Origin of the sequence: Bradyrhizobium sp. NAS96.2 (assembly GCF_001908235.1) — a bacterium.
Classification (GTDB): domain Bacteria; phylum Pseudomonadota; class Alphaproteobacteria; order Rhizobiales; family Xanthobacteraceae; genus Bradyrhizobium.
The window spans coordinates 1-17638 of record NZ_LGHK01000002.1 but is presented as its reverse complement, the minus strand read 5'-3'; the positions used below and the strand labels follow the sequence as shown (position 1 = coordinate 17638).

The 17638-nt window shown below is 63.6% G+C and carries 16 protein-coding genes, 1 tRNA gene and 1 pseudogene; 6 read left to right on the top strand and 12 right to left on the bottom strand.

The annotated features are described in order from the left end of the window. Positions 1–189 precede the first annotated feature (189 nt). From AC628_RS00515 to AC628_RS00505, 3 genes are all read right to left on the bottom strand, one after another. The gene (locus tag AC628_RS00515; RefSeq protein ID WP_074124768.1) at positions 190–966 is read right to left on the bottom strand and encodes a hypothetical protein; all 777 of its coding nucleotides are present in this window, start codon (positions 964–966) and stop codon (positions 190–192) included. 93 nt (positions 967–1059) lie between these two features. Beyond that, positions 1060–1890, bottom strand: coding sequence for a nucleotidyl cyclase domain-containing protein (locus AC628_RS00510; protein ID WP_074124767.1), 831 nt, complete (start codon positions 1888–1890; stop codon positions 1060–1062). Between the two features lie 26 nt (positions 1891–1916). Next, entirely contained in the window at positions 1917–2756 is an 840-nt protein-coding gene (locus tag AC628_RS00505) for an SDR family NAD(P)-dependent oxidoreductase (RefSeq protein WP_074124766.1), read from the bottom strand. Positions 2757–2934: 178 nt separating this feature from the next. Between AC628_RS00505 and AC628_RS00500 the strand changes: the two genes are divergently transcribed. Both AC628_RS00500 and AC628_RS00495 read left to right on the top strand, forming a co-directional pair. After that, positions 2935–3897: a sensor histidine kinase gene (locus AC628_RS00500; protein WP_074124765.1), complete on the top strand. Its 963-nt coding sequence runs from the start codon at positions 2935–2937 to the stop codon at positions 3895–3897. 204 nt (positions 3898–4101) lie between these two features. Continuing rightward, complete coding sequence (locus AC628_RS00495; RefSeq protein WP_074124764.1) at positions 4102–5874, top strand: putative bifunctional diguanylate cyclase/phosphodiesterase; 1773 nt, start codon at positions 4102–4104, stop codon at positions 5872–5874. A gap of 295 nt (positions 5875–6169) precedes the next feature. Here AC628_RS00495 and AC628_RS00490 read toward each other — a convergent pair whose 3' ends face one another. Next, positions 6170–6784: a carboxymuconolactone decarboxylase family protein gene (locus AC628_RS00490; RefSeq protein ID WP_074124763.1), complete on the bottom strand. Its 615-nt coding sequence runs from the start codon at positions 6782–6784 to the stop codon at positions 6170–6172. 195 nt (positions 6785–6979) lie between these two features. Here AC628_RS00490 and AC628_RS00485 point away from each other — a divergent pair. Next, positions 6980–7384 (top strand): annotated as a pseudogene (locus AC628_RS00485) (YccF domain-containing protein). A gap of 152 nt (positions 7385–7536) precedes the next feature. On the opposite strand, the gene AC628_RS46050 reads toward AC628_RS00485, so the two are convergent. The 3 genes from AC628_RS46050 to AC628_RS00470 all read right to left on the bottom strand — a co-directional run bounded on the left by AC628_RS46050 (position 7537) and on the right by AC628_RS00470 (position 10242). Then, a complete protein-coding gene (locus AC628_RS46050; RefSeq protein ID WP_502689521.1) occupies positions 7537–7794 on the bottom strand; it encodes a GCG_CRPN prefix-to-repeats domain-containing protein in 258 nt (85 codons plus the stop codon). 230 nt (positions 7795–8024) lie between these two features. After that, complete coding sequence (locus AC628_RS00475) at positions 8025–9062, bottom strand: alpha/beta fold hydrolase (RefSeq protein ID WP_074124762.1); 1038 nt, start codon at positions 9060–9062, stop codon at positions 8025–8027. Between the two features lie 100 nt (positions 9063–9162). Further along, on the bottom strand, positions 9163–10242 hold the full coding sequence (locus AC628_RS00470) for an LLM class flavin-dependent oxidoreductase (RefSeq protein ID WP_074124761.1): 1080 nt from the start codon (positions 10240–10242) through the stop codon (positions 9163–9165). A 130-nt stretch (positions 10243–10372) separates the two neighbouring features. On the opposite strand from AC628_RS00470, the gene AC628_RS00465 reads away from it, so the two are divergent. Then, positions 10373–10449, top strand: a tRNA-Arg gene (locus tag AC628_RS00465). Positions 10450–10732: 283 nt separating this feature from the next. On the opposite strand, the gene AC628_RS00460 is transcribed toward AC628_RS00465, so the two are convergent. The 4 genes from AC628_RS00460 to AC628_RS00445 all read right to left on the bottom strand — a co-directional run bounded on the left by AC628_RS00460 (position 10733) and on the right by AC628_RS00445 (position 13686). Then, positions 10733–10975 carry a hypothetical protein gene (locus AC628_RS00460; protein WP_050424707.1) on the bottom strand — a complete coding sequence of 81 codons (243 nt, stop codon included), beginning with the start codon at positions 10973–10975 and terminating at the stop codon, positions 10733–10735. Positions 10976–11314: 339 nt separating this feature from the next. Further along, the gene (locus AC628_RS00455; RefSeq protein WP_074124760.1) at positions 11315–11737 is read right to left on the bottom strand and encodes a PaaI family thioesterase; all 423 of its coding nucleotides are present in this window, start codon (positions 11735–11737) and stop codon (positions 11315–11317) included. Positions 11738–11759: 22 nt separating this feature from the next. After that, positions 11760–12998 (bottom strand): CaiB/BaiF CoA transferase family protein, encoded by a 1239-nt coding sequence (locus AC628_RS00450; protein ID WP_074124759.1) that lies wholly within the window; start codon positions 12996–12998, stop codon positions 11760–11762. Continuing rightward, entirely contained in the window at positions 12985–13686 is a 702-nt protein-coding gene (locus AC628_RS00445; protein ID WP_074124758.1) for a haloacid dehalogenase type II, read from the bottom strand. The genes AC628_RS00450 and AC628_RS00445 overlap by 14 nt, the downstream gene beginning before the upstream one ends. A gap of 94 nt (positions 13687–13780) precedes the next feature. Here AC628_RS00445 and AC628_RS00440 point away from each other — a divergent pair, with 94 nt between their 5' ends. After that, positions 13781–14683 (top strand): LysR family transcriptional regulator, encoded by a 903-nt coding sequence (locus AC628_RS00440; RefSeq protein WP_074124757.1) that lies wholly within the window; start codon positions 13781–13783, stop codon positions 14681–14683. On the opposite strand, the gene AC628_RS00435 is transcribed toward AC628_RS00440, so the two are convergent. Continuing rightward, entirely contained in the window at positions 14680–16089 is a 1410-nt protein-coding gene (locus tag AC628_RS00435) for an MFS transporter (RefSeq protein WP_074124756.1), read from the bottom strand. The two genes, AC628_RS00440 and AC628_RS00435, sit on opposite strands and share 4 nt — an antisense overlap. 449 nt (positions 16090–16538) lie before the next feature. On the opposite strand from AC628_RS00435, the gene AC628_RS42395 reads away from it, so the two are divergent. Continuing rightward, a partial coding sequence (locus AC628_RS42395; RefSeq protein ID WP_143201352.1) for a YXWGXW repeat-containing protein occupies positions 16539–17638 on the top strand: 1100 nt, incomplete at its 3' end.

Here is a 17638-nt window from a genome sequence, read left to right as displayed (position 1 = left end):
CGCCTCATGCGCACTCGTCAGTTGCGCAATCGGCGTCCACCGCATCTCGACCCACGTTCGTGACGACCGCGAAGCGCCCCTCGTGTCGGGTGAGACGAGCGGAATTGAACATCTGATTTGTCCGACGACGGAAGCGCTCATTTGCCCGTCGAGTTAATATGTCGCAGCCTGATAGCCACGCCCAAAAGTTCAGCTATCCATATTTCTTAGACTTGCTGGCACCTCCGCCGCATTCGCAATACGACGCCACTTGCGCCGAAATTCGGAGGCAATCCATGGCATCGCAGTTCCTTCGCAAATGACCACCGGCGTGTCGCCACGGCGAAAATCGCGCCAATTATCCAATTCGGCCAGTGTCAGCGGCGCATCCTTTAAATCGAATTCTAGCTCCTTCCGTCGGAGAACCAAATCGTCGCCAACTTCAGTCCAGCGAAGGCCATGTAGCCACTTCATCCCCTTCCAAACTACGTTGGTAGAGCCGCGTTCTTCCAGTGGCACGTATTCGCCAAGGCAGTCGCGTTGCGTCAGCGGAGTTTCGAACTGCAGGGCTTGTGCAAGAGCGATGGAATGCGAGCCCCATTCATGAGCCTTCCTGATGATTGCGTTAACTTGTTCGATGCTAATCTTCGCGATGCGAGGCGCGACTGTTTCGTTGTGCACGTATTTGATGGCTTCCAATAGCTCTATGCACTTCGCGTCCAGTCTTGAAGTAGCACCGTATTCAAACAGAGACTTTAACTGCCACTTCAATGCGCGAGCGGTAGCATTCTTGCCGTCGCGGCCCCACATCTGATTCCAATAGGCAAGCATCGGAGAGTTGATCTCGCCGATGGGACAAACTCCTTTCTCAGCCTTGATGCGCCGCAAGTAACGGCGGCTGCTCTCACGAACTCGATAGCTGAGATTGCTGAACCCGGAATTCGGATCAGCTAGGTAGAGGTCAATCAGTTGTCCCAATGTGGTCATGTGTGAGTCATCTCAAAACGTCAGAGATGCAGCATGGATCGCGACGAAAACAACGATAAGACTCAGCAACGCTAACACTGCAACTACACCCACCTACGCCACCGCTCCGATCCCCACGACGTCGATGCCGTCGACGCGGCCGCGGATCGGGAGTGTGCCGAGATCGCTCAGCGGAAATGGCGGTGGCGCGGCGAATTCACGCTCGAACTGCGGCGCCGCCTTCTGCAACGTGCGGCGCATCGCCACGAAACAGCGCAGCGGCCGGCAATCGACCGCGCCGCTCTGTTCGGGCCAGGTGACGATGATCTCGTCGCCGACATAGTTGAGCACCTCGCCGCGATAATCGACCACCGACTGCGTCAGCAGGCGGAAGGTACGGTCGAGAAAACGATGGATGCCGATGCCGCCGAGACGCTCGGCGAGCCCGGTCGATCCGGCAATGTCGACGAACAGCACGAAACGGTCTTCCTCGACCGGCGCGTGATAGCGCCCGGTGACGAAATTCAGGAGCGCGCGCGAGCCGATCAGGTTGGCGATGCCGAATCCCAGATTGACCAGCACCGCGACGATGGCGGAGCGGGCGAAACTCGACCAGAAGTCCTGCAGCGAATCCTGCGGCGCCACGTCTGCGATGCGTTCGCCCGGCTGCAGCAGCTGGATGCCGATGATGATGGCCGCGTAGATGGCGCTGCGTACGGCCAGATTGGAGAGGAAGGACAGGCGTTTGACCCAGTCCCAATCTTCAAGGACGAACAGCTCGACCGAGCCGATCACCCCGGCAAGCAGGAACCCGTAGGTGATGCCGACAGTCAACCGGGCAGCGCCGCCGCCGAAGGCGCTCAGCGTGATCGCGACGCCGGACAGGATTCCGGCGACAAGGACGGCGGCAAGACGTTGCAGCTTCCGCTCGAGCCTGGCGTTCATGCTTTCTGCCTCGGCGACTGTCCCAGCTACGCCCCCTGATCGAACGCCTTGCGCAACGACACATAGCCCGCCTGCTGCTGGCTCCAATTGCGGCCGCCGGTGATGGCGCCGTCGACGACGAGGTCATGACCGTTGATGAAGCTCGATTCGTCGCTCGCCAGGAACACCGCGGCATGCGCGATGTCGTCGGGCAGGCCGGCGCGCGGGATCGGCTGCGCCGCCTTGTAGACCTCGCGCATCACGGAAGCGGTCTTCTCGGCCGTGTCGGTCGACAACCCGAGCGCCTTGCCGAAAATCCCGGTGGCGATCGCACCGGGCGAGATCGAGTTGACGCGAATGCCGGACTCGCCGAGCTCCATCGCCACGCATTTGGTGAAATGAATCACGGCGGCCTTCGCCGCGCCATAGACCATCGACGAGGAGAACCCGGCGAGCCGTCCGGCAATGCTGCCATTGTTGATGATGCTGCCGGAGCCCTGCTTGCGCATGTACGGCGCTGCATGCTTCATGCCGAGCATGACACTGCGCACCAGGGTTGCCATCGCCGCGTCGAACCGCTCGACGTCGAGGCCTTCGATGCCGCCGGTCTGCGCCGGACCGCCGGCGTTGTTGAACAGGCAGTCGATCCGGCCGAACTTCTCCACCGCAAGCGCGATCAGCGCCTGCATCTCGTCCTCGACCGTGACGTCGGTCTGCCGAAACACGCAGGCCTCGCCGAGCTGTTGCGCCAGCGCCTCGCCCTCCGGCGCGCGGCGCCCGGCGATCACGATCCGCGCGCCCTCGGCGACAAAGACCTCCGCCGTGCGCAACCCGATGCCGCTGGTCGCCCCGGTGATCACCGCGACCTTGCCGTCCAGCCGTCCCATGCCGATCCCTCGATTATCGTTTGATGTTGCGGATATTCCCCAGCTGCTTCCACCAACGCAAGCGGAGGCGCGGTTACCGGTGGTCGAGGTCCACCTGTGGCCAGAAGGCCACAACTGCGGTTTTTCGGTCGCAGCGGCCTTATTTTGGGTCGCCTGTTCACGTGAACTGGAACGACCGATGGCGAAATGGATCGACGAATTCAGGGCGGGTTGGCGGGGCGATTCCCCGCCTTCGATGCTGCTTGCGGCGAGCTTCGCGGTGCTCTGTCTCGTTTTGGCCACGGCCGCGCGCTTCGGGCTCGCCCAGATCAGGCCTGATGTGTTCTTCACGCCTTATTTCCCGGCGGTGTTCTTCGCGACCGCCCTTGGCGGCTTCCGGATCGGGATCGCGACCGCGCTGGCAAGCGGCCTGCTCGGCGTCATCATCAATTTCAGCAGCGGGCACGCCGATCCGGCGCGCTTTGCACTGCTGATGATCTTCTGGGCGGTGTGCGGCATCGCGATCTGGGGCGTGGAGCACTACCGTTCCCTGGTTGCCCAGCAGCGCGAGGTGTCCAAGCGGCTGATCGAGGAGGAGCAGTACCGCAAGATCGTGGTCGACGAATTGCAGCACCGGCTGAAGAACAAATCCTCGACCATTCATGCCGTGCTGCATCAGGCGCTGCAGGACCGGCCCGATGTCTGGCAGCGCATCGACCATCGCATCCGCGCGCTCTCGGCGACCGACGACCTGATCGCGCGGGTCGACGGCTATGGCTGCGATATCAAGGATTTGCTGCGCTCGGAGCTCGGCCCCTACGGCCACGTGCGGTTCAATCTCAACGGCGAGCAATTGTTCCTGCCGGCCAAGCTCGCCGTCTCGCTGGCGCTGATCTTCCACGAGCTCGCAACCAACGCAGGAAAATACGGCGCCTTCTCCTCGCCGCGCGGGTTTCTGCAGGTGTCGTGGACGGTGGACGATGGACGTCTCAACGTGATCTGGGACGAAACCGAGGGACCGGTGGTCGATGTGATCGGCGAAGCCGGCTTCGGCACCAAGCTGTTGAAGTCGGCGCTGCGGCCGTTCGACGGCAGGACCGAGATCAGCTACCTGAAGACCGGCGTTCATTGCACGATGCAGTGCAAGCTTCCCAACTGTTGATAAGTCGGCTTTCCGGCACAGGCGGCGTTGCTGATGCAACCGCGCGCGCCGCAATCGCTTTCACCAGCGGCCGAAGCCGACATTGATACTCTGTTAATGACGATTGCCGCGACGGCTTGCGAAAGCAGCCCGGGTCTCATTCTGTCACGGCATTTCGCAGGTCCGCTTAACCAAAACTACAACGGACTTTGCCAAGGTCGGCACATGCATAGTTTCAACAAAAACGATTTTCAGGCGGTCGCGGCAGCGACCGGCCAAGACGACATTTCCGGAAATGAACTGCGCATCTTGCGCGATCTTCTCCAGCTGCTGCCGGCGGGCGTGACGGTGCAGGACGAGCAGGGCCAGTTCATCTTGGTGAACGAAGCGGCAGCGAGCCAGCTGCAGCTGGCGGCGAGCGCGAGCCAGCCGGCGCCGGTCGATGATCGTCATGCCGCCAATTTGGACATGCTGCGCAGCGGCCGCCCGGTGGTACTCGAGGAAGTGCTCTCCTGCGGCGCATCCAAATACGTGTTTCTCACCTCGCACCGGCCGGTCCAGATCGCCGGCCGCAATCTCCTGATCTCGACCTCGACCGACATCAGCGAGCAGAAGGCGTTCGAAGACCAGCTGTTCCGCTCGGCCTATTACGATGAACTGACCGGCCTGCCGACCCGGCGGGTGATCGAGCATCGCGTCAACGGCCTGATCCGCGACACCGCGCAGAGCCATTTCGCGCTCGCCTTTCTCGATGTCGACAACTTCAAGCACATCAATGACTATTACGGCCACGCGATCGGCGATGCGCTGCTGGTCGAACTGTCCAAGCGGCTTGGCCATGCGTTGCGCGAAACCGACATCCTTTCACGGATATCCGGCGACGAATTCCTGCTGCTGCTGAACCCGATCAGCGGCAATGACGAGGTTGCCGAATTCATCCACGTCATGCAGGAGCGGCTGAAGGCGCCGTTCTTCATCGAGGACTCCGAGATCTTCGCCTCGACCTCGATCGGCGTCAGCCTCTACCCGATGCACGGCAGGAGCTACGAAGCGCTGCGCCAGAATGCAGACATCGCGATGTACCGCGTCAAGAACAACGGCAAGGGCTCGACCGCGTTCTTCGACAACAGCATGGAGCGCGAGGCACTGGCGCGCATGAAGATCGAGCAGTCGCTGCGGCTGGCGATCCTGGAAAAGCGTTTCTGCTGCGCATTCCAGGCCAAGGTCGATATCCGCACCCACGAGGTCAAGGGCATCGAGGCGCTGGTGCGGCTGCGCGACGACGAGGGCGTGATCCAGGCGCCGGGCACCTTCATCAACCTTGCCGTCGAGCTCGGCCTGATCGACGAGCTGACGTTCCTGGTGCTCGCGGAAATCGTCAAGTCGATCGACCTGATCAACGACACGTTCGGCCCGACTGCGACAATCAGCATCAATGTCGCGGCCAAGCAGGCCGGCAATCTCGAGTTCATGCGCCGCTTCGCCCGCGCGATCGAGGAGACCGGCTTCCCGAAGCGCTTCATGATCGAGGTGACCGAGGACGCGTTCGTGACCCGGTCGCACTTCCAGGACCAGATCCTGCCGATCCTGCGCGGCATCGGCGTCGGCATCTCGATCGACGATTTCGGCATCGGCTATTCGTCGCTGTCGGCGCTCGCCGACATCACCGCCGACGAGATCAAGATCGACCGCTCCTTCATCACCGACATCCATCAGCGGCCGCGCAGCCAGGGCATCCTGCGCGCGATCGAATCGCTGAGCGAGGCGCTCGGCATGACCGTGATCGCCGAGGGCATCGAGTCCTATGAGGAGCTCACCTATCTGCAGGCGGCGACCAAGATCCGCTATGCCCAGGGCTATTACTTCGCCAGGCCGATTTTCCTCGAGGACCTGAAGCCCGCGACGCCGGTCACGAGCGAGAGCCGCGCCAGCATGGCCGCGCGTCCGTCCCAGGACGGTCGCCAGAGCTATTCGCGCGCCAACGGCTTTCGGCGGTAGCAGCTCCTTCGTTTCAAGCAGGCAGCGGCTGATTGCCAGCTCTCTCCCCGCAAGAGCCAGGGCAATCGCACATGAAATTCAGGTAGCATCGGCGGTCGGCTCCCTCTCCCCCTTGCGGGGGAGGGTTGGGGTGGGGGCTCTCTCCGCGAGTCATTTCGTGGAGAGAGCCCCCACCCGCCGCGCTAGGCGCGCGTCGGCCTCCCCCGCAAGCGGGAGAGGCGAAGGGAGTCCGCGGAAGATCTCCGCAGACGTCATCTCCCCTACCGCAAGAGCGCGGCGAGGGACAAGCCCGCCCTTACTTCTCCAGCACCGGCAACGGCGCGACGCCATTGTTCGCGGAGCCCGCCTGCATCGTGATCAGCGTCATCGAGACCAAATCGTAGTAGCCCATGATGCCGATGATATCCATGATGCCGCGCTCGCCGAACGTCTGCTGCGCGGCCTTGTAGACGGCGTCTGAGACCTTCCTGTCGTGATAGAGCGCGATGCCGAGATCGTAGAGCGCGGCCTCGTCATCCTTCATGCCCTCGGGCCGCGTGCCCTTGGCGATGGCGTCCGCGACCTTCGGATCGAGCCCGCCCTTCATCGCCAGCGGATAATGCGCGGACCATTCGTATTGCGCGGTCCAGTGCCGCGCCGTGATCAGGATCGCCATCTCGCTGAGCCGCGCCGGCAGCGAGGTATTCCAGCGCAGATACTCCGACAGGTTCGACAGCTTCGGCGCCAGGTCGGGGTTGCGGATATAGGCGCGGTAGGGCGGCGCGGTGAACTTGGCATTGCGCGGCGGCGCGCTGATCATGTCGGCCCAGGCCTTTTGCGCCGGCGACAGCTCCTCGGCCTCGAGCGGCGCAAACCGCACGGCATCTTCGCTGTGCGCGGCCTGCGCTGAAAATGCCAGCGCTGCCAACATTCCTGCCCCGAGAATGCTTGTGCCAGGAATACTTGTCCCAGGTCTTTTTCTCATTGTCGTTCTCCCTTTGCGACGCGGCTGCCTCTGCGACAATTGTACGACCGGTGGCGAGGATCGCCGCCGCGCGGCACCCTACCGCGGCGCCGGCCGCCGGCCTATATTGAGGCGGTGTCACGCGGAGCAAAGGTGCCTGCCATGCAGCCTGTGTCTATCCTCCTGAACGTCCTCTGGATCCTGATCGGCGGCGCGTGGATGGCGTTCGGCTGGCTGGTCGCCGCGGTGATCATGGCCGTGACCATCATCGGGCTGCCTTGGGCGCGCGCCGCCTTCAACATCGCCGTCTACACGCTGCTACCGTTCGGCTCGCGTGCGGTACGCCGCGATGAAGTCACCGGATATTCGGACATCGGGACCGGACCGCTCGGGGTGATCGGCAATCTGATCTGATTCATCCTGGCCGGCTGGTGGCTCGCGATCGGCCACGTGATCACGGCGATTCTTCTGGCCGTGACCATCGTCGGCATCCCCTTCGCCTGGGCACATCTCAAGCTTGCCGGCATCGCGCTGTGGCCGATCGGCAAGGTGATCGTGCCGGCGTAAGACGGACCGGTCGACGTCGCGGAAAGCTAGAGCGCGATGAGATTTGGTTGAATCCTCATCCCGCTCTCGTCCGTTGCTTGAGCATGATCTCCGCGCAAACGCCCTGCGTTTGTCGCGAGGGAAAACCGCTTCGCTGTTTTTCGGATCGTGCTCTAAAGCCAATCCTTCGTCGTCTGCGAACAGGCCTGGTAGTCGCGCCGCCAGATATATCCATGGCCACCACATGGGGGCCGTGCGCGGGTGGTGGCGGGGCATTCGTTCCTGACCCGCGCGCTGGTGCCCCAGCCGTCAATCACGCAAGCGCCTCCTGAGGTCCTGTGGCAACCGTCGCCACACCCCTCCGCGGCGTTGGCCGGGGTCAGCCCGAGGAATGCACCTGCAGTCAGAACCGCGAACAAACATGCTCTCATGACGGTCTCCATCGAGCTGTCGGTCGTGATGCTCAACATAAGCATAGGCGATCTCGACACAGCTTGCCACTGAGCCGACGCACAAATTCCGGTGTGCGTGATGCGATTATAATGCGATTCCATGGCATCGCATCATGATCGCACCTCATTGTTTGAGCATGATCTCCACGCAAACGCGTTCCGCGTTTGTCGCGCGGGAAAACCGGTCTCCACTTTTTCCGGATCATGCTCTACCGCGCCGCCTCGCAGCCGGGAATGTCGAACACCGCGGTCAGGCCGCAGGGCGAGTTGAGCATCTTGCCGCCCTCATGGCCGACGCCGGGCACGTCCCACACGCTGTGGTTCGGCGTGCCGCCATCGCGGGCCTGCATCGCCGCGACATAGGAATGCCCGCGCGCATAGCGATACGGCCCTTCGGCTTCCGCCATGCAGGACTTGTCGAGCGCGGCATGATTGGGATTGGTGTCGAGCGTTCCGAGCAGATAGATCACGCGGCGCGCGACATAAGCCTGTTCCAGCGCAGCCGGCGAAGGCTCGGCGAGATAGGGCGGGCGATCGTCCATGCCGAACTTCCAGCTGTTATAGCCTTCGCATGCCGCCGCGATCGCGGGCTCCGGCCGCTCCTTGGTGAAATAGGCGTAGGAAGAGGGATTGGCGACCACATAGCGCACGCCGATGCCCTCGCGCAGCAGCACCTGATCGCCCTTCACCGCGATCGCATAACGCTGCACCACCTGGCCGCCGCCGGAATGGCCGAACACGACGACCTGCTTCAGGTTCGGAAACAGCTTGCGGTCGCCGAGCTTCGCCAGGATGGCGTCGAGCGCCTCGAACGAACTCGCCGGATTGGGCGCGAGCGCGGGCTCACCGCCCTGCCAGCCATAGAGGCTCCAGCGCAGGGTCTCCGCCGGCAGCATGAACGCATCGACATCAGGCTCGATCAAAAACTGCGGCGCGATCATCAGCGTGCTCTTGCCGGCCTCGCCGGCCGCAGCCTGTGCGCTCAGCGCCGCGCGGAAATAATCGTCGGCATTGCGCAGCACCCCGTGCAGCACCAGTACCGCGCGGGTGATGTCGGGCAGCGGATTGGACCAGTCCGCCGAGAGATAAACGGGGAAGGTCGCGCTGCCGACGGCGATCCGCCCGCTCGCGACCTCCTTGACCGGCTTCTTGTCGCGCTCGATCTGCGCCTGCGTTGCCGACGCGACCGGCACGTGAACGGTCGCGGTGAGCAGCGTCAGCGCCGCAAGCCAGCCCCGATGATGCATGATTCGACTCCGTTGGTGCCGCGAGCGGCGATGCAATCCGGCCGGATCATGGCGCATTGGACTTCACTTCATGCATGAAACTTCGGAAAGGCAGGGCAGCTCACGCCGCGAGCCGTCCGCGATTGTTCGCGGCAAGGATCGGGCGGATCAGACGGCCGAACCGCTCGGCCTCCTCGTCGTGCAGATAGCCGGACAAGCAGAAGGAGTGGCAGCCGGCGTCGATGAACTGCTGCAAGGTCGCGGCGCATTGTTCGGGGTTGCCGACAACCGCGATGCCGGCGCCGGGCCGCACCTTGGTGATGCCGGTCCACAGATGCGGCATCAGGAGATCGCCATAGTCGCGCGCGAGCTGCTGCACGCGCTGATTGGCTTCCGAGCGGTTATAGAGCGTCTTCATCTCCTGCTTCTGTCGCTCGGTGGCGTGGCGCACCAGCTGGTCGGCGGCCTCCCAGGCATCCGCCTCGTTCTCGCGGCAGATCACCTGCAGCCGCATGCCAAAGCCGATCGCATCCTCCCGGTCATGGTCGCGCGCCATGCGGCGGATCTCGGCGATATTCTCTGCGATGCGCTCCGGCAGATCACCCCAGAACAGATGGACGTCGGAATGCTTCGCCGACACCTCCCAGGCCTGCCGCGAGCCGCCGCCGAGATAGAATTTCGGAAATGGCTGCTGCAGCGGACGCGGCCTGATATGTGCGCCCGAGATCGTGTGAAACTTGCCCTGGAAGGTCACCGGCCCGCGCGTCGTCCACAGCGCCTTCAGGATCGAGACCTCCTCCTCCATCAGCGCGTAGCGCTCCTCCTTGGCGTAGCGGACGCCCTCGGCCTCGACCTCGCTCTCATTCTGGCCGGCGATCAGGTTGATGCAGATCCGCCCGCCGGACATCTGGTCGAAGGTCGAGATCATCTTGGCCATCAGCACCGGGTTGATATAGCCGGGCCTTGCTGCGATCAGCGGCTTGATCCGCGCCGAGCGCGCCGCCATGAACGCCCCGGCTATCCAGGCCTCCCAGCACACCGAACCGACGGGGATGAGCAGATATTCAAACCCGGCGTCCTCGGCCGCCTTGACCACGCGCTCGCAGAGTTCCGGCGACCCGGCGATTTGCGCCTCCATCAGCCCATAGGCCGTGGTGTCGCCGTGCGTGGGCAGATACCAGCCGAATTCCAGCGGACGCATGGGCAAACTCCCTCGAAAGACGGCCCTTTTCCTTGGACCTGTCATATTGGCGCAGGCAGTCTACAGCCCCTAACCGGCCGGACAACGCCGTTGCCGACCCGGAGCCAATCAGCTAAATGAACCCCTGCACGCACCCGTAGCTCAGCTGGATAGAGCGTTGCCCTCCGAAGGCAAAGGTCACACGTTCGAATCGTGTCGGGTGCGCCAGCCAAAACACGGCCTTTTGCCGCAACCGGCATCGCCAAATCCGCTGAGCCAGCAAAGGTTGCCGTTGAGGGGCGCGGAACGAACACCGCATTTTGATTCGAGACGTCCGCGCGAATGGGATCGACGGCGATCACTAATGGCGATCCTGTCGCCATCGCCATTCAGATGACCGCCCGAGGCTCATCAGACATCCGTCGCTGGGATGCCATTCGTTCGAGGTCATTCCGCCGCCGCCCCCGGCGGCGCGTCAACACCATGGTGGGCGGCTCGACATCGCGCGCGCTTAGAACTTTCGTCCGGTGGATTCCATTTTTTTGCATTCGCCGCTGACAGTCAGGGATTTCCCTCCCGACGAAAGCGTCTTGGTGGCTTTGCCCGACTGTCGGGAAATAACGATCGACAGCGAAGCGACGCGATCCTTGCCATCGATGGTGACGTTTGTCGGGCCATCGAAGGAGAACGAATCCTGGCCTACTTTCCAGCCTCCTGCCGTATCGATGTAGTATTGCAGGGTCGACGCGGCCATGCTCCAGTCATCAGTTGAAGCGAGTGGAAAATCGCACTCCAATGCTGCGACCGTGGTTTGCGCGTGACCTTCCGGAGCCAACGCTCCCAAGGCCAGAAGCGATAGAAACCCATTTCTTATGACTCGCACGTATTCACTCCTCAAAGCCTCCAATGAGTGCCCCCGCAACATAGCGTCTGAGCGCAACCGAGGCGAGCGCCCCACAACGACGGAATAGCTTCCAAGGGTGACGCTCGTCCCGTTTTTCCCCTACCGTAAAATCACGGGGACACCAGCCCACTCGGCCCTGCTTCCCTGCCCCGCACTGGTTGCGATACGTCAAACGCCCGGACAGCGCTTTCAGCTTCGATTCAGCAGCTGCCAGGTCGAGGTGGCATGCGCGATCGGCTCGTCGGCGGCGGTGGATGCCTGCGACTGCACGAAGAAGGTCTTGCGGCCCCGCTTCAGGAAGCTCGCGCGGCAGGTGACGCGACCTTCGCGGACCGCGGCGAGATACTGCACCTTCATCTCGAGCGTGGTGCCGGCACCCGCGACATGGTTGACGAGATGCCCCATCGAGATGTCGAGCGCGGTCGCGAGCACGCCGCCGTGCAGCGAGCCTTGCGGGTTGAACAGTGGTCTCACGACGTCAAAGGACACGGTGCATGTCTCGCCCTGGTAGGCGATCTCCAGGCCGAACAGACGCGACAGGAAAAACGATCCGAATTCCTGCCGCTCGTCTTCGACGGCGCGGCGCATCATCTGCTCGGCGATTTCTCTCATGACGATTTTTTCTTGACGATACTCACATGGGCGATCGCACCAAGCTCCGTCCGAAGTCTCCGAACGCGCCTTCGACCGCTACTCTTTCGAGCCGATCGTCGGTCCAGCCGAGCCACTCCGCAAGCACCTCGCGCGTGTGTTCGCCGAGCATCGGCGGCGGCGTGGAAGGCGCCGGCGGATCATCGCCGAACCGCGTCGGCCGGGCGATGAACGTCACGTCTCCCGCGGCCGGATGGCGGACGGTCTGGACCATGCCGCGCTGCGTGAGTTGCGGCGTTTCGCAGACCTCGCCGACCGACTTGATCGCGCCGCAGGGAATGCCCGCCGCGCCCAGCGCTTGCAGCCAGTCGGCGCGGCTCCTTTGGGCGAAGATGGGGATGAGGATCGCGACGAGCTCATTCCGGCTCGCCGCACGCTTCGGGGCGGTTTCGAAACGCAGGTCATCGCGCAGGTCGGGACGGCCGATGACGTCGCAGAAGGCCGCCCAGAATTTATCGTTCGCAACCCCGACATTGATCCAGCCGTCACTGGTTACGAACGGCTCGTACGGGCTGATGGTCGGATGCACGTTGCCTCGGCGCCGCGGGCTTTGTCCCGCGGCGAAGTACATGCCGGCGTTGAACGTCAGCAGCGACGCCATGGCGTCGAGCATGGAGACGTCGACCCGGCCGCCCTCGCCGGTCCGGCTCTTCCGCATCAAGGCAGCGAGCACCGAATGCGACGCATACAGGCCGGTGACGAGGTCGGCGATTGAGGTGCCGACCTTGGTCGGCGGTCCATCCGGATCGCCGGTGATGTCCATCACGCCGGATTCACCCTGCAGGATCAGGTCGTATCCGGGGCGCAAGGCGTCCGCACCGGAGCGGCCGAACCCCGAGATGCTGCACAGGATGATGTCGCCCTTGCGCGCCCGCAGCGCGTCGAAGCCGAGCCCCCATTTGTCGAGTGTGCCCGGGCGAAAATTCTCGATCACGACGTCGGCGACGGATGCGAGATCGAGCACCGCGTCGCGCCCCGCAGGCGACTTCAGGTCGATGGCGCAACTGCGCTTGTTGCGGTTCACCGAGAGGAAATACGCGCTCTCGCCGCCGACGAAGGGCGGCCCGTAACGGCGGCTTTCGTCGCCTTGCCGCGGATCCTCGATCTTCACGATATCCGCGCCGAGATCGCCGAGCTGCATCGTCGCAAATGGACCGGAAACTACCCGGCAGAGGTCGAGAACCCTGATGCCGGACAGCGGCTCGCGATCAGACGATCGCATCGGCGAGGTCTTTCATCGACGGCACCAGGATATCGGGCTGGTGCGGCGTGATGCCGAACGGGCGGCTGCGCCGGTCGATGAACGCCGTCCGCATGCCGGCGGACTTGGCGCCAATGCAGTCGAAGGCGTGATTGGCCACGAACAGCACCTCGGCGGGCTTCACACCCATGATCTCCGCCGCCTTCGTATAGGTCGCGACATGCGGCTTGAACGAGTTGGCCTCGGCCACCGAGATCACGCGATCGAACGGGACCTTGTGGTACTGCTTCGCGGTCTCGAGCATGTCCGGATCGCCGTTCGAGAGCACGACGAGCTTGTACTTGCTTTGCAGCCGCGCGAGCGCTTCCGGCACTTCCGGAAACGGCACCAGCTTCTCGATCTCGCCGACGAGATAGCGCACATCTTCCATCGTGTAGTCGATCTTCGCCCGGTCCATCACGTGGGCAACCGCGCGGTGCCCGATCTCGCGATAGGGCGTGTGCTCGCGATGCAGCAGCGCATCGATCATCGAGTTCTCGAAATGCGTGCGGCGCCACCAGGTGACGAAGGAATTCGGATCGCCCTTCCAGCCCTTCCTTGCAAGGAACGGCGCGGCGATTTTGGTCAGGCCGCCCTGCATGTCGACCACCGTGCCGTACTGGTCGAACATGCAGATCTTCACGTCGCGCTTGATCGTCTCAAAGCTCATTGATGCCTCCTTGGTTCGGATCGATTGATACGCCCTGCACCATCATGGATGAAATGGATTTGTAGTCTTTCGCTATTCACGATATGAATGACGGATGAACCTTCGATCCATCGACCTCAACCTGCTTGTCGCGCTGGACGCACTGCTGACCGAGCGTCATGTCACCAAGGCGGCCGACCGGGTCGGCCTCAGTCAACCGGCGATGAGCAACGCACTCAACCGGTTGCGCGCGATGTTCGAGGACGAGCTGCTGGTGCGAACGACGGCCGGGATGAAGCCCACGCCGCGCGCCACCGAACTGGCGGAGCCGCTGCGCCAGGTGCTGCGTCAGGTCGAGCGCGTGATGGCAAGCGACACCGGCTTCGATCCAACCCGCACGGAACGCAGCTTCACGATCAGGATGTCGGACATTCTCGCCTGCCTGCTGCTGCCGAGGCTCGCCGCGGCGCGATCGCCCGACGCGCGGATCTCCTACAACATTATCCATCTGCCGCCCGCCTTGACGATCGATGCGCTGGAGCGGGACGAGATCGACGTCGCGGTCAGCATGGGGCTCGAGCATTCGGCATCGATCCGCTCGGAGACGCTGCTGCGCGACCGCATGGTCTGCCTGATGCGGAGCGGTCACCCAATCAAGCGCGGAAAATTGACCTTCGAGCGCTTCATCGCCCAGGAGCACATGAAGGTCTCGATCAGCCCGACGGATCTTCGCTTCGTCGACGACGTGCTCGCTGAGCGCGGTCATCGAAGGCGCATCACGCTGAATGTGCCGCATTGGCTCGTCGTGCCGCATGTCTTGAAGAGCACCGATTTGCTCGCGGTGATGCCGCGACATCTGGCCGCCGTGCTGATGGACGACGGCCTGCGGATGGAGGACCTGCCGTTCGAATCCGCGCCGTTCGACTGGATGCTGTACTGGCATCGCAGATATGATCAGAGCAATGCGAACGGCTGGCTCCGCGATCGGCTCAGGGCGGCGTGCTCCGGCCTGAGTTAGGCCCCGATATCCGCCGGCCTTCGCGCGATCGACGACTGGCTTCCTGCCTCGGCCTCCGCGACCGCCGATGCGTCCTCCAGCGACCGTCCCTTGGTTTCGAAGCCGAACATGAGAAAGACCACGGCCTGGAACACGAGGATGCCGGCCAGGGTCGTCAGCACCCCGGTCAACCCTTGCCAGGCGAAGATCGCGACCACGACATACTGGACCAGCGCGGTCGCGATCCGTCCGGACGTGGCGCAGATCGCCGTGCCGCGAAGCCGATAGCGCGTCGGGAACAATTCGGGGACGTGCATCGCGAACCCGGTCGCCAGCATGACATAGATCGCGGTGACGAGCAGGAAGCCCACGCTCGCAAGCGCAATACCGTCCGCCATGTGCGGATAGGCGATCCCGAGCGCGGCCGCGGCGATCGACGAGCCGACGATCGACAGCCTGCGTCCGAGCCGGTCCGCCAGTACAAGCCCGATCAGCGATCCGACCGGCCCGCCCAGCGCCATCACGGTGGTGTAGCCCAGCGAGGAGACCACGCTGTGGCCGCCCTTGACCATGAAGGTCGGCAGCCAGCCGATGAACCCATAGAGGCTGAAACCGACGACGACGTGCAACAGGCTGCCGAGCAGCGTGCGCGCGAGATATGGCGGCTGGAACAGACGCCAGACCGCACCCGGAGATTCCTGCGCTGGCGCGCCGGCCGCGACGGGAGCGAGTGGCCCCTTGCGCGCCGCCTCCGCCTCGATCGCCGCTAAAATTGTCTCGGCTTCATCGGCGCGTCCGTTGGCGGCGAGCCAGCGCGGCGACTCCGGCATCGACTTGCGCAGAATCCAGACGACCATCGCAAGGAGGCCGACAAGGGCGAACATGTAGCGCCATCCAAGCGTCGGGATCACCCACAGGCCGACCATGGACGATGCGAACAGCGAGAAGTTGGTGATCACAGCCAAGAGCCCGATCCAGCGTCCGCGCGATGACGCCGGCACGAACTCCGTCAAGGCCGCGTAGCCGACCACGATCTCCGCGCCGAGCCCGATGCCGATGATGAAACGCAGGCCGATCAGGACGGTCATGCTCGGAGCGAAGGCCGCCGCGATCGACGCGAGGCCGAAGATCGCAAGGTTCATCTGGTAGGAGAAGCGGCGGCCGAAGCGGTCGCCAAGGATGCCGGAGAACCAGGCACCGATCGTCATCCCGACAAAGGTCGCGGAGACGAAGGCGGCGTTGAGCTCGAGCGTCGACCATCCCTCCTTGAGCACGGCTCCCAGCACGCCGCCGGCCAGATAGATATCGAACGCGTCGAGGAACATGCCGGCCCCGATCAGGGCCAGGATGCGCCAATGGAATCCACAGATCGGAAGCCGGTCGAGGCGCGCGCCCGCGTTGATGTCGATGTCGGCGGTTCGCGCCATTCCAGACCTCCCTGCCCGGCCTTGTGCGAGCCGGATGTTTCGGTCATCGATTGATGACGCGCAGGGGGTCGGCGTCCAATTCAAAACTAAAATTCGACTATTTGGCGCAGTGATGAAGCTGGCACCTTGCAGCACACGACGTCCGCGCAACGTTACTCAGCAGCGAACTGAAGCCACACAGATGATCGAACGCGGCAACGAAGAGGCCGCGACTGCAGAGCGCGATGCAACCACGCGGAACTCTGGCAGGCGTCGCTTGGCTCATGTTTCCACTTCGACCGCACAATCGCGTTCCATCCTGACACCAAGCTGAACTGCATTCACCACTGCGAAAAATTTCGCCGTGACGCGGCCTCATGATCGCGGGTTGCCACAAACATTCACAGCGAGTTCATGTCGGCGCCACTATTCGACTCCAACGCTGGGGGAAGAAGATTGGAGTATGTGCCATGCGCCGCATCGCCGGACTGCCTCTCGCCTTAGCTCTCAGCCTTTGCTGTCTCTCGCTGCCCGACGCTGCACACGCGCAGCTCGGCATCGGCATCGGCATCACCGTGAACGCGGCACCGCCGCCATTGCCGGTCTACGTGCAGCCGCCGATGCCCGCGGTCGGCTACATCTGGACCCCCGGCTATTGGGCCTGGAGCGACGATATCGGTTACTACTGGGTGCCCGGCACATGGGTGCTTCCGCCCGCACCTGAGCTGCTGTGGACGCCCGGCTATTGGGGCTGGAACGATGGCGTCTACGCGTTCCACGCCGGATATTGGGGAGCGACCGTCGGCTTCTACGGCGGCATCTCTTATGGCTTCGGCTACACCGGCGTCGGCTATGAGGGCGGCTACTGGCGCGGCGGCAGCTTCTTCTACAACAGCTCCGTCAACAACATCTCCAACGTCTCGGTCACCAACGTCTACAACAAGACCGTCATCAACAACACGACCAACGTCAGCTACAATGGCGGCACTGGCGGCACCACGGTGAGGCCGACGCCACAGCAGCTCGCCGCCCAGAACGGGCAACATGTGGCTGCGACCGCCGAGCAGACGCGGCACGCGGCAGCGGCGATGAAAGACCCGGCGCTGACGCTCGCCAACAACCATGGTCATCCCGCGGTCGCCGCGACCGCACACGCCGCACAATTCAGCGGCGCGGGCGTGATCGCCGCGCGACCGGGCAAGCCGATCGCGGCGCCGCCGCCCGGGCATGCGCAGCCGACGGCAAGCCACGCTCTGCCGACGGGCAATGCCGTGCCGCCTGGACACGCTCTGCCGACCGGAAACGCATTGCCGCCCGTGCACGCTGCACCGGCAGAACACGCTCAAACGACGGGTCACGCTCTCCCGTCAGGAAATGCTCTGCCGGCGGGACACACTCAACCGGCAGGGAATGCTCCGCCGGCAGGACACGCTCTCCCGACAGGAAACGCTCTTTCGGCAGTGCACGCTCCACCGACGGAACACGCTCAAACGACAGGGCACGCGCCCCCGGCAGGACACGCCTTGCCCACCGCCGGCAACCGTCCTGCCCCGGCGCCGCACGTCGCCGC